Origin of the sequence: Hydrogenophaga sp. (genome assembly GCF_018780075.1) — a bacterium.
Lineage (GTDB): Bacteria > Pseudomonadota > Gammaproteobacteria > Burkholderiales > Burkholderiaceae_C > Hydrogenophaga.
In genome coordinates this window covers 17,253-33,528 of sequence record NZ_JADMKB010000017.1, presented here as the reverse complement: position 1 = coordinate 33,528, position 16,276 = coordinate 17,253, and the positions used below count along the sequence as shown (strand labels likewise).

Annotated in this window: 15 protein-coding genes; 1 reads left to right on the top strand and 14 read right to left on the bottom strand. The window is 59.1% G+C overall.

The genetic code is table 11. The annotated features are described in order from the left end of the window. The 13 genes from IV088_RS05280 to IV088_RS05220 form a co-directional block, all read right to left on the bottom strand. A partial coding sequence (locus IV088_RS05280; protein ID WP_291098725.1) for a glutamate synthase central domain-containing protein occupies window positions 1-1,709 on the bottom strand: 1,709 nt, incomplete at its 3' end. 180 nt (window positions 1,710-1,889) lie between these two features. Next, window positions 1,890-2,597 carry a transposase gene (locus IV088_RS05275; RefSeq protein WP_291098723.1) on the bottom strand — a complete coding sequence of 236 codons (708 nt, stop codon included), beginning with the start codon at window positions 2,595-2,597 and terminating at the stop codon, window positions 1,890-1,892. Between the two features lie 63 nt (window positions 2,598-2,660). Then, window positions 2,661-3,308: a hypothetical protein gene (locus IV088_RS05270; protein WP_291098721.1), complete on the bottom strand. Its 648-nt coding sequence runs from the start codon at window positions 3,306-3,308 to the stop codon at window positions 2,661-2,663. 74 nt (window positions 3,309-3,382) lie between these two features. Further along, the gene (locus tag IV088_RS05265) at window positions 3,383-4,618 is read right to left on the bottom strand and encodes a CynX/NimT family MFS transporter (protein ID WP_291098719.1); all 1,236 of its coding nucleotides are present in this window, start codon (window positions 4,616-4,618) and stop codon (window positions 3,383-3,385) included. A 7-nt stretch (window positions 4,619-4,625) separates the two neighbouring features. Continuing rightward, window positions 4,626-5,816 carry a deoxyguanosinetriphosphate triphosphohydrolase gene (locus tag IV088_RS05260; protein WP_291098717.1) on the bottom strand — a complete coding sequence of 397 codons (1,191 nt, stop codon included), beginning with the start codon at window positions 5,814-5,816 and terminating at the stop codon, window positions 4,626-4,628. 29 nt (window positions 5,817-5,845) lie between these two features. Beyond that, the gene (gene aroB / locus IV088_RS05255; RefSeq protein WP_291098715.1) at window positions 5,846-6,964 is read right to left on the bottom strand and encodes a 3-dehydroquinate synthase; all 1,119 of its coding nucleotides are present in this window, start codon (window positions 6,962-6,964) and stop codon (window positions 5,846-5,848) included. A gap of 80 nt (window positions 6,965-7,044) precedes the next feature. Continuing rightward, window positions 7,045-7,566 carry a shikimate kinase gene (locus tag IV088_RS05250; protein ID WP_291098713.1) on the bottom strand — a complete coding sequence of 174 codons (522 nt, stop codon included), beginning with the start codon at window positions 7,564-7,566 and terminating at the stop codon, window positions 7,045-7,047. 95 nt (window positions 7,567-7,661) lie between these two features. Next, window positions 7,662-8,069 carry a hypothetical protein gene (locus IV088_RS05245; RefSeq protein ID WP_291098710.1) on the bottom strand — a complete coding sequence of 136 codons (408 nt, stop codon included), beginning with the start codon at window positions 8,067-8,069 and terminating at the stop codon, window positions 7,662-7,664. 26 nt (window positions 8,070-8,095) lie between these two features. Beyond that, entirely contained in the window at window positions 8,096-10,240 is a 2,145-nt protein-coding gene (pilQ, locus tag IV088_RS05240) for a type IV pilus secretin PilQ (protein ID WP_291098731.1), read from the bottom strand. A gap of 29 nt (window positions 10,241-10,269) precedes the next feature. After that, complete coding sequence (locus tag IV088_RS05235; protein WP_291098707.1) at window positions 10,270-10,818, bottom strand: pilus assembly protein PilP; 549 nt, start codon at window positions 10,816-10,818, stop codon at window positions 10,270-10,272. Next, window positions 10,815-11,522, bottom strand: coding sequence for a type 4a pilus biogenesis protein PilO (locus tag IV088_RS05230; protein WP_291098704.1), 708 nt, complete (start codon window positions 11,520-11,522; stop codon window positions 10,815-10,817). The genes IV088_RS05235 and IV088_RS05230 overlap by 4 nt, the downstream gene beginning before the upstream one ends. A gap of 18 nt (window positions 11,523-11,540) precedes the next feature. Then, window positions 11,541-12,173, bottom strand: a complete 633-nt coding sequence (locus IV088_RS05225) for a PilN domain-containing protein (RefSeq protein WP_291098701.1) — start codon at window positions 12,171-12,173, stop codon at window positions 11,541-11,543. After that, complete coding sequence (locus tag IV088_RS05220; RefSeq protein WP_291098698.1) at window positions 12,170-13,249, bottom strand: pilus assembly protein PilM; 1,080 nt, start codon at window positions 13,247-13,249, stop codon at window positions 12,170-12,172. The genes IV088_RS05225 and IV088_RS05220 overlap by 4 nt, the downstream gene beginning before the upstream one ends. 357 nt (window positions 13,250-13,606) lie before the next feature. Here IV088_RS05220 and IV088_RS05215 point away from each other — a divergent pair, with 357 nt between their 5' ends. Further along, window positions 13,607-15,946, top strand: a complete 2,340-nt coding sequence (locus IV088_RS05215; RefSeq protein WP_291098728.1) for a penicillin-binding protein 1A — start codon at window positions 13,607-13,609, stop codon at window positions 15,944-15,946. Here the strand turns inward: IV088_RS05215 and cyaY are convergent. Next, window positions 15,936-16,265, bottom strand: a complete 330-nt coding sequence (cyaY, locus tag IV088_RS05210; protein WP_291098695.1) for an iron donor protein CyaY — start codon at window positions 16,263-16,265, stop codon at window positions 15,936-15,938. The two genes, IV088_RS05215 and cyaY, sit on opposite strands and share 11 nt — an antisense overlap. Window positions 16,266-16,276: the final 11 nt, after the last annotated feature.

Below are 16,276 nucleotides of genomic sequence, written 5' to 3'. Positions count from 1 at the left end.
CCGACGAAGGACACCAGCGACATCACGATCGCTTCGCGGATCGGGTCGATGGGCGGGTTGGTCACCTGGGCGAACAGCTGCTTGAAGTAGTTGTACAGCGGCTTGTTCTTGCCCGAGAGCACGGCCAGCGGGCTGTCGTTGCCCATGGAGCCGATGCCCTCTTCGCCGTTGGCGGCCATCGGACTCATCAGGAACTTGATGTCTTCCTGCGTGTAGCCAAACGCCTGCTGGCGATCCAGCAGTTCGGGCGTGACACTCTCCATGCCGCCGGTCTGCGGCTCGGTGGCGCCGATGCCCTGCTCCTGCGCGGATTCACCGGCCACCGGCGTGTCCACGTCGTCCAGGCGGATGCGCAGGTTGTCGATCCACTGCTTGTAGGGCTTGTTGTTGGCGAGGTTGGCCTTGAGCTCCTCGTCGTCGATCATGCGGCCCTGCTCCAGGTCGATCATGAACATCTTGCCGGGCTGCAGGCGCCACTTGCGCACGATCTTGTTTTCCGGGATCGGCAGCACGCCCGATTCGGAACCCATGATGACCAGATCGTCGTCGGTCACGCAGTAACGCGAGGGGCGCAGGCCGTTGCGGTCCAGCGTGGCGCCGATCTGGCGGCCGTCGGTGAACACGATGGAGGCCGGGCCGTCCCAGGGCTCCAGCATCGCGGCGTGGTATTCGTAGAACGCGCGGCGACGCGGGTCCATCATGGTGTGCTGTTCCCAGGGCTCGGGAATCATCATCATCACGGCCTGGCTGATCGGGTAGCCGGCCATGGTCAGCAGTTCCAGGCAGTTGTCGAAGGTGGCGGTGTCGGACTGGCCGGCGAAGCTGATCGGGTACAGCTTCTGCAGGTCGGCGCCCAGCACCGGCGAAGACATCACGCCCTCGCGCGCCTTCATCCAGTTGTAGTTGCCCTTGACGGTGTTGATCTCACCGTTGTGCGCCACATAGCGGTACGGGTGGGCCAGCGGCCACTCGGGGAAGGTGTTGGTCGAGAAGCGCTGGTGCACCAGGCCCAGGGCCGACACGCAACGCGGGTCCTGCAGGTCCAGGAAATAGGTGCCCACCTGGTCGGCCAGCAGCAGGCCCTTGTAGACCACCGTGCGGCTGCTCATGCTGGGCACGTAATACTCTTTGCTGTGCTTGAGCTTGAGCGCCTGGATGTGGGCACTGGCGGTCTTGCGGATCACGTACAGCTTGCGCTCCAATGCGTCCTGCACGATCACGTCGGTGCCGCGGCCGATGAAGACCTGCCGCATGATCGGCTCTTTCTCGCGCACCGTCGGGGACATCGGCATGTCCTTGTTGACGGGTACATCGCGCCAGCCCAGCAGCACCTGACCCTCGGCCTTGATGGCGCGCTCCATCTCCTGCTCGCAGGCCAGGCGGCTGGCATGTTCCTTGGGCAGGAAGATCATGCCCACGCCGTACTCACCGGCCGGTGGCAGGGCCACGCCCTGCTTGGCCATTTCTTCGCGGTACAGCGCGTCGGGCAGCTGGATCAGGATGCCGGCGCCGTCGCCCATCAGGGCATCGGCCCCCACGGCGCCACGGTGGTCGATGTTTTCCAAGATCTTGAGCGCCTGGGTCACGATGTCGTGACGCTTCTCGCCCTTGATGTGGGCCACAAAACCGACGCCGCAGGCATCGTGCTCGTGGGCCGGGTCGTACAGACCCTGTTGCTGGAGTTGCTGCTGTTCGGCTGCCGTGGTCATGGCGCTTCCTTCAAAGTTCGTGGGCACAAAAAGGCGGATGCGAAGGATAGTGCAATGCAACAAAAATGCCAAGACAATTAATTGGGGTCAGATTCTTATTAAATATTTCAAAGCACTTGTTTCGATTAATAAGGGACAGATCAATATCGAACACATCAACCCTGTTTTCATTCACCTTTTTCAGGAAACCGAGGTGGATGAACTGGTTTTTGCGGGGCGCCCTGCTTTGGCCGGCGTCAGACGACGATCGGTTTGTTGCTGAAGCGAGGCCACGAAGGCCGCATCGCCCAAGGGCCAGCCGTGCCACACCGCCCGGGCCATCGCTTCGATCTGTGGCGCGGCGAGTCCAGCGCGCACCAATTCGGCGTACGCGGCTTCGCGCGCAAAGGGGGTGTTCCCCAGCCGCCAGTACAGGGGGTGCGTCGAAACGCGTTTGTCGTGAAGCTGTCCGATGTGGTGGCGATGGCTGGACCACGCAAAAGAGGCGGGCTCGTCCACCAGTCGTTCTCGCACGGGCTCCAGATCCATGCAGGTCATGCAGCCCAGCAGATGGCGCTCGGGCTGGATCAGGGTCGAACGGTAACGCCCCTCCCACAGGGTGCCGCTGCGCCCGTGGCGGGTGTTGAAATACCTCACATAGCTGCGCCCCACGGCCTGCATCATCTTGGGCACACCTTCGGCAGACTCCGGGGTAAGCAGGAGCTGGACCTGGTTGTCGGTCAGCACGTAGGCGTGCATGGCCACCCGATGGCGCAAAGCCTGTTCGGCCAACATGTCCAGCAGGACTTGGCGGTCGGCGTCGTCCCGCACCACCGGTTGGCGGTTGTTGCCACGCAGCATCACGAGATGAACCTGCCCTGCCAGGGTCAGTCGAGCCAGTCGCGCCATGAGCACCCTCTGTTGATTCCGTCCCCGATTATCGGGAACCCGGCGCGGGCGGCAACGACCTGCTCACAGAAAACGGCTGGGCTCTCCGACGATCAGCCGGGCCAGCTCGTCCAGCAGCGCTCCGTTCAGTTGGGCCACCGGCACGCTGGTGGTGACGATGTCCATGCCGCCCACGCAACCCAGGCGGAACCTGAGCACCAGGTTGTCGTGGTCGGGCGTCACCATCACGCTGGCCCGCGCCGCCATCTCGTAATCAAAAACGATCGCCAGCAGGGCGTTGGACTCCGGGTGGCGTTGCTCCAGCCGCTCGTGAACCACATGTCCGGCGTGCAAGCGCCGCTGAACCCGCTCGAGGTCGGGCGGAAAGTTCACGCTCACCTGCCCCCGAAGGGGTTCACCCTCCCGGGGGGCGAGTCGCCAGCCCAGGGCCAGGTAGTCAAAAACCTCCTGGTCCCGCAGCCGCTTTTTCCGCGCATCGAAACGGAAGTCGGTCTGCTTCATGGCGGGCCACAGGGACTTCCTGTCCAGTCCCAGTTGCACCGCAGCGGGCTCGATCACGTTGAGCTGCCGGGGCAGCTCGGTGAAGTAGTTCCAGACGATCTTGCACGCCGCTTCGGTGGCGGCCATGTTGGCCTCCAGGCCCTGCTGCTGTCCGCCCTGCTCCGATTGCAGCGCCCGCGCCTGTTGCTTGAGCTGGTGAAGAAAGCTCATGGAATCGATCCCCGCATCTTGAATGTCCTGCCCTGCCGCCCGGTGCGGCACGACGGGCAGTTTATCCGCGCCGCTCAGCCGGCGGTAGACGCAGGCCGGTGGCGCCGGCTCCAGACCCGCTGCAACTGCGCGGCCAGTGCGATGCCCAGCAACGAGCAGGCTCCGGTCAGCATCCACGTGCCGTGCCAACCACCCACCTGCGTGACCAGCCATGCCACGGCCGGTGGCCCCGTGAACTGGCCCAGCGCGGAGAACTGCTGCATCCAGCCCACGGTGGTGGACACCGTGTCGGTGCCAGGCGCCATCACGACCGCCACCCCAAACAAGGTGCCCGGAATCAGTCCACCGAGTCCGGAGAAGGCCAGAATCGCCACGTACTGCCAGACCGGATGCCCTTGCGCACCAAACGCCACCAGCGCACCGAGGGCCATTGCCGCATAGGCCGCGGCGAGCACCAGCCCCGGGGGCGCGCCGCGCGCCAACCAGCGTCCACCGGCCACGTTGCCGGTCATGTTGATGGCAGCGGCCAGCGCGCTGAGCCCGGCGATGGCGCCACCGCCGAGACCGGCGTCGCGGTAGACCGTGGGCAGAAAACCAATGACCGCCAGCCATTGGCCCGAATACAGGAAAAATCCCAGCGCCACCAACCAAGGCCCCGGCGCGCGCAGGGTGCGGTGCAGCCTGGGCCACAGCCCCACGCTGCCCGCGCCCGACCCCAGCCGCTCCCGAGGCACTTGCCAGGCGAGCATGCCGGCCGCGCAGACACTCACCAGCGCCACAAGCACCCAGACCGCGCGCCAGCCCATCCAGGACATCGCGGGCACACCCAGCAACAGCGCCAATGCGGTCCCCAACGGCATGTACGTGCCCCACCAGCCCAGCGCCCGCGCCAGCGTGGCCGGGTCTTTCACATGCAGGCGCAGCATGCCCGGCGCAGGCAGCACCGCCAGCAAAAAACCCATGCCCTCGATCACCCGCGTGAGCAACAGCGCCGACACACTGGGCGCCCACGCACCCGCTGCGCTGCCGGCGGCCAGCACCAGCAGGCCGGTCAGCATCACACGCCTGGGCCCCATGCGGTCCGCCAGCAATCCCACCAACAGTCCCAGCGACATGCCCGCGAGTTGCACCAGCGACAACAGGAAGCCCGCCTGCAGCAGGCTCATCGAGAGCTCCACCTGAAGGAGCGGAATGGCCACGGGCAGCTTGCCCACGTGCAGCGCACAGCTGACCCCCACGGCCAGCACCACCATCGCCACCGCGCCGGAGCGGTCGGCGATCGTGGGCGCCTCTCGGCCTTGGACGCTCATCGGGCCTTCAAGGAAACAGCACGGTGCCGCTGAGCCGCTGGTGCTCACGGATGGCGAACCGATCGGTCATGCCCGCGATGTAGTCGGCCACGACCCGGGCGCCGGATTGCCCAGAACCCTGGCCCGGTGGCAACTCCTGTGGTTGGTCCAGGTAGAGCGTGAACAACTCACTGACCACGCGTGCCGCCCTTTCCGTCGTTTCCATGACCTGCGGGTGGCGGTACAGGTTGCGCAGCAAAAAGGACTTGAGCACCTGGGACTCGGTTTTCATGTCCGGGGAAAACGCCACCAGTGGTGCCGTCAGCGCCCGGACATCGTCCGGGCTGCGCACACCCGACGCGCGGATGCGCGCGCGCGTGGTGTCGATCACGTCGTAGACCTGATCGCTGAGCATCAAGCGGATCGACTCGAACAACAGGCGACGCCCCTGCAGCTGGGGATGGGCCGCCAGAGCCTGGTGCCGGTAGCGCGCGAACAGGGGCACCTCAGCCACCTGATCGATGCTCAGCAGCCCCGAGCGCACACCGTCGTCGATGTCGTGCGCGTTGTAAGCGATCTCGTCGGCCAGGTTGCACAACTGCGCTTCCAGGGAAGGTGAACCACCGTGGACAAAACGCGCGGCCACACCACTGTGATCGCTTGACAGGAGTCGCTCGGCGTTGGCACGGGAGCAGTGCTTCAGAATCCCCTCCCGCGTTTCAAAGGTCAGGTTGAGTCCGTCAAAGGCGGGGTAGCGCTCCTCCAGCGCATCGACCACGCGCAGGCTCTGCAGGTTGTGTTCGAACCCCCATTGCCCGTCGTCCGCCGCGAATTCGGGGCGAGCAGATTTCATGGAGGCGTTCAGTGCATCCTGACCCGCGTGTCCAAACGGGGTGTGCCCGAGGTCGTGCGCCAGAGCGATCGCTTCGACCAGATCTTCGTTGAGGCCGAGTGTGCGTGCGACGCTTCGGCCCAGTTGCGCCACCTCCAGTGAGTGGGTCAGGCGCGTGCGAAACAGGTCGCCTTCGTGATTCAGAAACACCTGGGTTTTGTAGACCAGTCGCCGAAACGCGGTGGAGTGGATGATGCGGTCTCGGTCGCGCTGGAACACCGATCGGGTCGGGGCATCCGCTTCGGCAAAACGCCGACCCCGACTGCGTTCGGGCCAGCACGCGAATGAAGCCAGTTCGTGTGCGGAGGTCGGGGCTTCCACCGCCATCTCACCAGCCGCCGTCCCGCCACTCGATGTCACAGACCGCAACTCGCTGCAATCACCTCGCCCACCACGGCGTCCGGCGCTCCGCGCACCATCGCGAGTCCCTGCCCGTCGACCAGCACAAACTTGATCTCACCCGACTCGGATTTTTTGTCCATCCGCATCAGTGAAAGGTAGCGTCCCACGTTGTCAGTCGCATCCAGGACGGGCGCTTGAACTGGAAGACCCGCACGCTCCACGAGGGTGGTGATCCGTTGAAGAAAGTCGCTGTCCACCAAGCCCAAGTGCATCGACAAACGCGTTGCCATGACCATGCCGCAACCCACCGCTTCGCCGTGCAGCCACACGCCATACCCCATGCCGGCCTCGATGGCGTGGCCAAAGGTATGACCGAAGTTGAGGATCGCCCGCAAACCCGATTCACGTTCGTCCTGCCCAACCACGTTGGCCTTGATCTCACAACTGCGTCGCACCGCGTGCGCCAGCGCCCCCGGATCGCGCGCCCTGAGGGCTTGCATGTTTTCCTCGATCCAGTCGAGAAAAACCAAGTCGGAGATCGGTCCGTATTTGATGACCTCGGCCAGCCCTGCGCTCAACTCCCGCTCGGGCAAGGTGTCGAGCGTCTGCAGATCGCAAATCACCCGCTGTGGCTGATAGAAGGCGCCGATCATGTTTTTTCCAAGCGGATGGTTGATCGCGGTCTTGCCACCCACGGAGGAATCCACCTGCGCCAACAGTGTTGTCGGCACCTGCACGAACGGCACACCACGCATGAACGACGCCGCGGCAAAGCCGGTCATATCGCCCACCACGCCGCCGCCCAGCGCGAACAAAACGGTCTTTCGGTCGCACCCGAGTGAAAGCATCGCATCGAAAATCAGGTTCAGCGACTCCCAGGTCTTGTGGGCCTCCCCATCGGGAAGCAACACACTGAACACCTGTCGGTAGTGCGGCGCGAGCGATCTTTTCAACCGCTCCAGATACAGGGGTGCAACCGTCTCGTTGCTGACCACCAAGGCAGACGACCCTTTCGGAAGCGCAGCGTTGGGTGGTATGTCCAGAAGGCCGTGGCCGATGTCAATGAAGTAACTTCGGTCACCCAAGGCAATGGGAACTTGATGAACCGGAAGCGATGAGGAGATATCGTTCATGTCGGCAAGTTTAGAGCCTTGCCCGTCTTGATCTGGGAGACGGCGCCCCAGCGGCGCGCTTCCGCCTCAATATGACACCCCTATGGCTGCAAATGTCCCGACAGCTCCAGCTGCATGACAATCATGTTGACCAGGGTGGCTACAGAAGGTCGACCGGTTTCGATCACGAAATGGGCCGCCTCCTTGTAAAGCGGATCGCGCGCGGCGTGCAAGTCCTTCAGACGCTGCAGAGGGTCAGCGACCTGCAACAAAGGCCGGTTGCGGTCGTGTCGCAACCGCCGGAACACCTCCTCCGGCGAAGACCTCAGATACACCACTCGGCAACGAGCTTGAAGGTGATGTCGATTGGACGGCCTCAGCACCGAGCCGCCCCCGGTCGACAACACACACGCTGCACCTTGAGTCAGTTCATCGATCACCGATTCTTCGATGTCTCGAAAGCGATCCTCGCCTTCACGCTCGAAAAACTCCCGGATTGAGCAACCCAATCGCTGTTCAATCACTTGATCTGAATCGACGAAAGTCAGCAACAATCGTCTTGCAAGTTGACGACCGATCGTGGACTTTCCTGAACCAGGAAGTCCTATAAGAGCAATACTCATTAAACCGCTAACAGTGGGCACATTTCACAACATCCACCCCAAGCCACCGATTAGATCAAAACAAAACCGGCAAATGAACAGCAACGATCCATTACCTATTGCGCCTCATCAATTTCAACAGAATACTCAAAGGAAACAGAGCGAGAATGATAATCCAAAACAGTCACAACACCTGGGTTGGCACAAAGCACTGCGGTTGCAGAATAAGAAATTCTGAACTGGGGATCTTTGCCAGAAGCCTCCGTTTTATCAATCACCAGCGCCTCAGGGGCGGCATTTATAATTCTAAAGGGGGGTTGCCCACCAATGATGGTTACCACGACGGGAGGGGTTTCCGAGGCATCACGACAACGAGAACCAGCCCCCAACTTCAACGCATACTCTTCGGGAGAAACCGAAAACTCAGTAGAGTCACCAGCCACATCACCACCACCACCACAAGATATCAAAAAAAACGAAGCGAGAAGGCTACTAAAAATCACACGGCTTGAAAATCGTTTCACTAGTTCACTCCTGTACTTCAAAATGATCAACGACGGGCCACATCACCGCTGCTGATCGAACGGGGGGTAAGAAAAATCAACAGTTCAGTCTTGCTGGTTGAATTGTTCTTGTTCTTGAACAAATTCCCCAGAATTGGGATATCACCCAGGAGAGGGACTTTGGTCACCGTGTCGCGGGATTCCTCAGAAAAGATACCACCAATCACCACCGTGCCACCGTTCTCGACCAACACCTGGGTCTGTACGTGCTTGGTGTCGATGGCAATACCAGCCGCGGTTGTCTCGCCTCGGCTGTCCTTGTTGATGTCCACATCCAAAATGATCCCACCTTCCGGCGTGATTTGGGGGGTGACCTCAAGCTTAAGGTTGGCCTTGCGGAATGCAACTGCCGTTGCACCGCTTGAGGTAGCAGTTTGGTAGGGAAACTCGGTACCTTGTTCAATCAAGGCTTTCACCTGATCAGCGGTAACAACGCGGGGGCTTGAAACAATTTTCCCCCGCCCATCGGCCTCCAGCGCAGAAATTTCCAGGTTGAGAAATCGGTTTGCAGCCGAACTGAACAGCGACACGGCAAACGCTGCGGGGAGGAAACCACCGACACCCGAAGAAGGCAAATTCACGAAACTGGTGTTTGTCGTGTCCAAGGTATTAGCAGACTCGGCTGTGGTGCTGGACACCGCGTTGTAACTGCCGCCAATGGCAACCCGATTTGCTCCAGCCACTGGATACCCAGACTCCCCTCCGCGAACACCACGCAAATCAGAACCACCCAATCGAGCCCCCAGAGAACGACCAAATGTATCACTGGCTTCAACGATTCGCGCCTCGATCAGCACCTGTCGCACGGGGATATCCAGCTTGGCGATCAACTGCTGAACTTGCTCCAGCTTCGAAGGGATGTCCGTGACAAATAGCTGATTGGTTCTTGGCTCTGCGATCACACTGCCTCGAAGAGACAATATCCTCGCACTGCTTCCGCCTTGAGCCGCGCCTCCTGATCCCCCACTTGTGATCTGTGCAGCAATTTCACTGGCTTTGGCATAGTTCATTTGAAAACCTTGTGTCCGCAAGGTTTCGAGGCTTTCCACCGACGCTTTGGCTTCCAGTTCTTGCTTCTCGCGAGCCGCAATCTCATCTTTCGGCGCGATCCAAAGAACGTTGCCACTCTTGCGCATTCCGAGGCCTTTGGCCTGAAGGATGATGTCCAGAGCTTGATCCCAAGGCACATCCTTCAACCTCAGCGTCACGGCACCAGTCACAGAATCCGATGTCACAATGTTGAAATTGGTGAAATCTGCAATCACCTGCAGCAACGACCTGACTTCAATGTTCTGAAAGTTGAGCGAAAGCTTCTCACCATTGTAACCAGGACCTTGTGTCAATTTTGAAGCGTCAATCTTTTGCTCCCGAACCTCAAGAACAAATTGATTGTCACTCTGATAGGCGGAATGCTCCCAATTGCCGGTCGGGGTGACCAACATGCGAACACGATCACCCACTTGGCTTGTCACGACAGTCTGCACAGGCGTTCCGAAATCAGTAACATCCAGTTTCCTGCGCAGGCCCTCCGGCAAAGAAGTTTTGAGAAAATCAACGACCAAATCCTTGCCTTGCTGACGAATGTCAACACCGGTCTGGTTGTTCGCCAGATCAACCACCACACGTCCTGAATTGCCCACACCGCGCCTGAAATCGACATCCTTCAATGCAGTGGTTTCACTTGCAGCGGTGGTCGCAAAAGAAGAAGCAGGCTTCCCGGTCGCAGGCGCCGCAGCAGACGCGCCTACCCCATTCCCCAACACCAATAAAAGCGACTTGCCTTCCAACTTTGCTTGATAGGCAGAAGGTTGGCTCAAATTAATGACAACCCTTGTCCGATCACCGGCCTGAACCACATTGGCCGAACGAATGTTTCCTTGCCCAATTTCAACAGAACTGCGCCCAATGCCATTCACCACACCAGGAAAATCCAAAGCAATACGGGCCGGCGCCTGAATCGTGAACCCCGTCGGAACGACCTGAAGTGGCTCCGACATCTCAATGCGGATGACATCAACTCCTGACTGGACACTTCCTGTCAACGATTGAATGGCATTTTGAGCTTGCGCAAGCCAACTGGCCAAGGCGAGCCCGACGAACATGGAAAGATTGCGGGTGTTTCTCGAGTTCATTTTGAGAACCTTGACCTGAAGCGTTTTACTCATTTAGACGTTTCCTCTTGTAGTTGCAACGCCGCTGGACGTTCTATCCACTCACCTGCAGCATCTTGCACAATTTCACGCAAGACAATTTGATTCTCATCAATCTTGACAATTCGCCCATAATTTTGTCCAAGGTAGCCACCAGCCACCACCTGATACAGAAGCGAGTCCACCTTTACCAGCGCGACCAACTGACCTTTGCGATTGAGAATGCCCACCATGGACATGGCGTCAAGTGGAAAAGCCTCCAGCGGCTGTTTACGCCGATTCAACTCGGGCTCAATCAAGGCAGATTTCTCAGTAGATAGCGATTGCCCACTTTTCAATATGCTCACGAGCTTTTCATTGCTGAAGGGCTCCATGAATCGCTCGCCAGCATAAGAATGTGGCAGAAATTTGGAAGGCTCTGGAATAGGTTTAACATCTGGCCGTATAGAATTGCGCTCACTCTGCATCCATGCACTCAATTCCTGCTGTTCAGAACCTGAGCATCCAACGAGAAATGAAAGTACAGCAACACTGACCAAAGCACTATGAAGGGCGTTCATTTGACAACTCCGGCGGAAGATTTCGCAGCACCGGGCTTTTTGCCAGCAGCGGCCTTTTGCTGCTGAACAATCTCCTCCTGATCCAGGTATCTGAATGTTTTCGCTATGCAATCCAGCGTCAAAAATCCATCCCTATCTTTCACCGGAACAATCGCCAAATTGTTCAGCGTAACAATGCGAGACAAATTGGCGATGTCTGCCGCAAAAAGACCGATATCATGGTATCCACCGGTCACTTTTACAGTAATTGGAAGCTCAGCATAATACTCCTTGACAGATACCTGACCTGGCCTGAACAACTCGAATTGCAAACTTCTTCCCAGACCGGCCTGGTTGATATCAGACAACAGAGCGTCCATTTCAGCTTTGCTCGGCAGCTGTTTCTCGAGCTGACTCACATACTGCTGAACCTGCTCCAACTGTTTTCTCAAGGCATCAAGATTGACCGCCTGAACCAATTTTTTCCGGTAATCGTCCCTGAGTTGTTGCTCTTGAGCCTGCGAGGCAAGCAGCTCTTCATCGACAGTCTTCAACCATGCAAACCAGAGCCCTGCAATCACCGCCATGCAAACGACCAAAAAGAGCGCATTCCTGGGCAAGGATGGCCACTGTGAAGGGTCGTTCGGATCCAACCCAGAAAACTGTGATTTTATCTTGTCCTGAAGCGACTTAAAATCGACGTTGATTTTGGCAGATTTGGCCATGTTTATCTGAATCTCCAATCAAGCCTTGCCTGGAACAACTGGAGCAGTTGGGCCGACGGATGGTGAACCTGTGGGTTTGGCGGTGCCACTGACCGGGCGATTCAATTTCGCACGGATCGTGAAGTTAGACACGCGGCGCTGCTCTCGATTGGAGACAGACGCATTGGCTGCAACGATTTCCACCAATTCGGGCTTCACCAGCCACTCTGTCTTGGTCGACAAACTTCTCAACAAGTCGGACACTCGCTCCTGCGATTGAGCCACGCCCGTCAGCAAAACACTTTGGCTCTCCTGCTTCATGCTTCTCAAATAGATGCCATCAGGCAACTCGCTCACCAGCTCTTCCAGAAGATGCACGGGCATGTTTCGATCAGCTTGCAGGTCTTCAACCGCCGTCTGACGGGCACGCAGTGAAGCGATTTCCGCCTGAAGTCCAGCAATATCCTTGATTTCAGCATCCAGGCGAGCCATTTCTTTTTTCAGAAATGCATTTCGCTCCTGCTGCTCAGCGATCTGCCCTTGATACCAAGTGAAGACCGCCCCACAGATGATGCCCCCGAGCAGCGCCGACAGACCGAGTTGCGTGAAAAACTGCTCTTTCTGCTTTTTTCGTGACGCCTCGCGGTGGGGCAAAAGATTGATCAAGATCATTGGTAGAACCTCCGCAATGCCAACCCGGTGGAGGTGAGATAGGACGGCGCCTCGCGAGCAATTTTCCGTGCGTGCACACTGGCAGCCATCTCCATGCCATCGAACGGATTCACAACCATGCAAGCGAATGACGTCTGATGGGTCACTGCCTCTGTCAGACCAGGAAGCGCGGCACTTCCACCTGCGAGCAAAATGTGATCCACCTTGTTGTAGGGGGTGCTGGTAAAAAAGAACTGAAGTGCCCGGCCTACCTCTTGAGCCATGCTTTCAATAAAAGGCTCCAATACGCTGGCCCGATAATCGTCCGGCAGGTCACCTGAACGTTTTTTTGCTTCGGCTTCGTCGGCAGAAAAACCATATTGCCGCACGATCAGCTGTGTCAGCTGTGCACCGCCAAACGCTTGGTCGCGCTCATAAAGCACATCATCGTTGCGCATGACCTGCATGCTGGTGGTCACGGCACCGACTTCGAACAATGCCACAAGCGAGTCCACGCCTTGATTGGGAAGCGTCTCGATCACGCGACCCGCTGCCATGCGAGAGGCATAGGGCTCTACGTCCATGATCACGGGCTTGAGGCCCGCGGCTTCCGCCAAGCCTTGGCGATCAGACACTTTCTCTTTGCGCGAGGCGGCAATCAGAACTTCAGAGTCGCCCACCGAGTTCGCGCTGGGACCGATGACACAGAAATCCAGACTCACCTCGTCCAAGGAAAAGGGAATGTACTGATTGGCCTCAGACTCCACCTGGGCTTCGAGCTCTTTGTCAGACAACCCCCCGGGCAGCACGATTTTCTTGGTGATCACTGCCGAAGCGGGAAGCGCCATCGCCACGTTCCTCGTCTTGCTTCCGCTCTTGCGGACCACGCGTCGGACGGCTTCGGCCACCTCATCGAACTTTTCAATATTGCCATCGGTGATCCATCCGCGCTCCAGCGGCTCGATGGCACACCGTTCGAGCACCAGATCTCCAGAACGATTGCGGCTGAGCTCCACCAGCTTCACGCTGGATGAACTCACGTCGATGCCCAACAACGGTGCCGTATCCCGGCTAAAAAACGACCCCAATGAGATCAAGGTGACCCCCAGATATGGTTACGCCACAGGGCGCCAGACTTAAGAATTCACTTGAATGCTAGCAGCAAGCCCCTTGTGCAGCAAAGAATTTATACATCTGGCACAAAGAGAAGCGTTGTCAAAAGCATACGCAAAAACTTGGTCTTCGCGCCTTGCACGACATGCCAGCCCGGAAGAACCACACAACAACTCACAATATGGACACAGCTCCCGGGCGTGCACGCAACAGGGCCATTTTTATAATCCCCAACTTTGGCTCGGACTGAACGCATGGCCCAAGACGACGACGCTGCTCCTCGAAACACCGGAAGCATCGCCCTTAGAACCCGCAGTGCCCTTGGGTGGACCGCCAAGGTGATGGCGGGCGTCGCTGGCCTTTTGCTGGCTGGCTTGGCGATGATCCTGATGGGGATCGGGCTGGCGCTGGCGGTGGCCTACCCCAACCTGCCTGACGTGGCGGACCTGGCCGACTACAGGCCCAAACTTCCTTTGCGTGTTCTGACCTCCGACGGACAGCTCATCGGGGAGTTTGGCGAGGAACGTCGCAACCTCCTGACCATTCGGGAAATCCCCGACGTGATGAAAAACGCGGTGCTGGCAATCGAGGACGCAAGGTTCTTCGAGCACAGTGGCGTGGACTACCGAGGGATGATGCGCGCCGCGCTGGCCAACCTTGGTCAGGCAAAAAGCCAAGGAGCCTCCACGATCACGATGCAGGTGGCGCGCAATGTGTACCTGTCAGCTGAAAAGAGCTACACCAGAAAAATCTACGAAGTGCTTCTCACATTCAAGCTGGAGCACCTGCTGAGCAAGGAACAGATTCTTGAGATTTACATGAATCAGATTTTTCTGGGTCAGCGCGCTTACGGTTTCTCCACCGCGGCCCAGACGTACTTTGGAAAGCAGTTGAAGGACGTCACGATCGCGGAAGCGGCCATGCTGGCCGGGCTGCCCAAGGCGCCGTCCGCCTATAACCCCATCAGCAACCCGAAACGTGCACGGGCGCGCCAGCTCTACATCATCGAGCGCATGGAGGCCAACGGGTTCATCACACCAGATCAGGCTGGAGAGGCCAAGCGGGAAGCACTGAAGCTGCGACCGGCACACACCCCAACCAATGTGCATGCGGAATATGTTGCAGAGATGGTTCGCCAATCCATGGTCGCCCAATATGGTGAGGAGGCCTACACACGGGGACTGGTGGTCACCACCAGTCTGCGGGCCAACGAACAGGAGGCGGCCTACCGTGCCCTGCGTCAGGGCATTCTCGACTATGAACGCCGGCAGGTGTACCGTGGTCCCGAGTTGTTCATCACCCTGCCGACGGACAACGCAGCCCGTGATGACGCGATCGATGAAGCGCTGGCCGAGCGTCCAGACAACGACGACCTCCTCTCGGCCGTGGTTCTGGAGGCCAGTCCCCGCAAGGTGATCGCCATTCGCCAAGACGGCGATCCCCTGGAAATCACCGGTGAAGGTTTGCGCCCTGCCATGTCCGGGTTGAGCGAAAAAGCAGGCCCCAACATCAAGATCAGGCGTGGGGCGGTGATCCGCGTGTTGAAAGCGGGGCCTTCTGCGTGGCGCATCAGCCAGCTGCCCGAGGTCGAGTCGGCGTTTGTGGCAATGGACCCCCGAAACGGCGCGGTACGTGCACTGGTGGGAGGGTTTGATTTCCAGAAGAACAAGTTCAACCATGTCACCCAGGCATGGCGCCAACCGGGCTCAAGCTTCAAACCGTTTGTTTACTCCGCTGCATTGGAAAAAGGCGTGACGCCCACCACCGTGGTCAACGATGCACCTCTCTTCTACACTGCGGCGGAAACCGGTGGAAAACCCTGGGAACCCAAGAACTACGACGGCCAGTTCGAAGGCCCCATGTCGATTCGGCGCGCCTTGGCCAAGTCCAAGAACATGGTGTCCATCCGTGTTCTGCAGTTGGTCGGCACCCAAAGTGCCCAGGACTGGATCACCCGTTTTGGTTTTGATGCCGACAAACACCCGCCTTACCTCACCATGGCGCTGGGTGCCGGCGCGGTCACGCCCATGCAAATGGCCAGTGGATATGCGGTGTTTGCCAATGGCGGATACCGCGTGACACCATCGCTGATCACGCGCGTGGTTGAGCAGAAAGGGCGGGTGTTGTACGAGGGCTCTGCGGCTGCGCCACCGGAATCGCAGCGCGCCATCGATGCTCGGAACGCTTTCCTGATGAGCAACCTGCTGCAGGAAATCACCCGGTCCGGCACGGCTGCGCGGGCGCAAGCCACGCTGAAGCGACCCGATCTCTACGGAAAAACCGGCACCACCAACGATTCGGTCGATGCCTGGTTCGTTGGCTTCCAACCCACGGTGGTGGCCGCAGCGTGGGTGGGATACGACACACCGCGCAACCTGGGCAGTCGCGAAACCGGCGGCGGTTTGAGCCTGCCGATCTGGATTGCTTACATGACCGAGGCGCTCAAGGGCGTCCCGGTGGAAGAGCTCACCGCGCCGCCAGGGGTTATCCATGTGGGGAACGAGTGGTACTACGAGGAGTTCGGGCCCGGGCGGGGCGTGCGAGGCCTCGGATTGAACGATCCTTGGCCTGGTGCGCAAACCAACGAAGCGGAGACAGCGGCCCCTGTCGTGGGCGAGGGTGCGGGCCCGGCACCCGAAAGCGAGGACCGGCGCAGCATCCTGGACCTGTTCAGGAACTGAAGGTCAACGGGAGCCCCGCCTGCTCGGTCGCGCAGCGGGACAGGTGGGCAAAAAACTCACCTTGTCCCTTGGTGTCGTTCCAGGCCGCGCCGTCATATCGGTAATGGAACCCACCTGAGCGCGCGGCCATCCACACCTCTTGCAGCGGTTTCTGCAGATTGATGATGATCTGGCTCCGGTTGGCGAAGGTCAGGGTCACCATGCCGCCGACGCGCTGGTTGTCGATGTCCGCATCGCCGTCGTCGTTGATCCGGTCGCAAGACAGTTCAATGGCCCGTAGCAGCGCCTCGGCGCGATCCAAATAGTCGGTGTCGGTCATTACAATGCCAT

What these genes read in the sequence shown, in the direction of transcription:
- IV088_RS05275 (WP_291098723.1), bottom strand. Translation starts at nt 2,597, where the DNA reads ATGGCGCGACTGGCTCGACTGACCCTGGCAGGGCAGGTTCATCTCGTG.
- IV088_RS05270 (WP_291098721.1), bottom strand. Translation starts at nt 3,308, where the DNA reads ATGAGCTTTCTTCACCAGCTCAAGCAACAGGCGCGGGCGCTGCAATCG.
- IV088_RS05265 (WP_291098719.1), bottom strand. Translation starts at nt 4,618, where the DNA reads ATGAGCGTCCAAGGCCGAGAGGCGCCCACGATCGCCGACCGCTCCGGC.
- IV088_RS05260 (WP_291098717.1), bottom strand. Translation starts at nt 5,816, where the DNA reads ATGGCGGTGGAAGCCCCGACCTCCGCACACGAACTGGCTTCATTCGCG.
- aroB (WP_291098715.1), bottom strand. Translation starts at nt 6,964, where the DNA reads ATGAACGATATCTCCTCATCGCTTCCGGTTCATCAAGTTCCCATTGCC.
- IV088_RS05250 (WP_291098713.1), bottom strand. Translation starts at nt 7,566, where the DNA reads ATGAGTATTGCTCTTATAGGACTTCCTGGTTCAGGAAAGTCCACGATC.
- pilQ (WP_291098731.1), bottom strand. Translation starts at nt 10,240, where the DNA reads ATGAACTCGAGAAACACCCGCAATCTTTCCATGTTCGTCGGGCTCGCC.
- IV088_RS05235 (WP_291098707.1), bottom strand. Translation starts at nt 10,818, where the DNA reads ATGAACGCCCTTCATAGTGCTTTGGTCAGTGTTGCTGTACTTTCATTT.
- IV088_RS05230 (WP_291098704.1), bottom strand. Translation starts at nt 11,522, where the DNA reads ATGGCCAAATCTGCCAAAATCAACGTCGATTTTAAGTCGCTTCAGGAC.
- IV088_RS05225 (WP_291098701.1), bottom strand. Translation starts at nt 12,173, where the DNA reads ATGATCTTGATCAATCTTTTGCCCCACCGCGAGGCGTCACGAAAAAAG.
- IV088_RS05215 (WP_291098728.1), top strand. Translation starts at nt 13,607, where the DNA reads ATGGCGGGCGTCGCTGGCCTTTTGCTGGCTGGCTTGGCGATGATCCTG.
- cyaY (WP_291098695.1), bottom strand. Translation starts at nt 16,265, where the DNA reads ATGACCGACACCGACTATTTGGATCGCGCCGAGGCGCTGCTACGGGCC.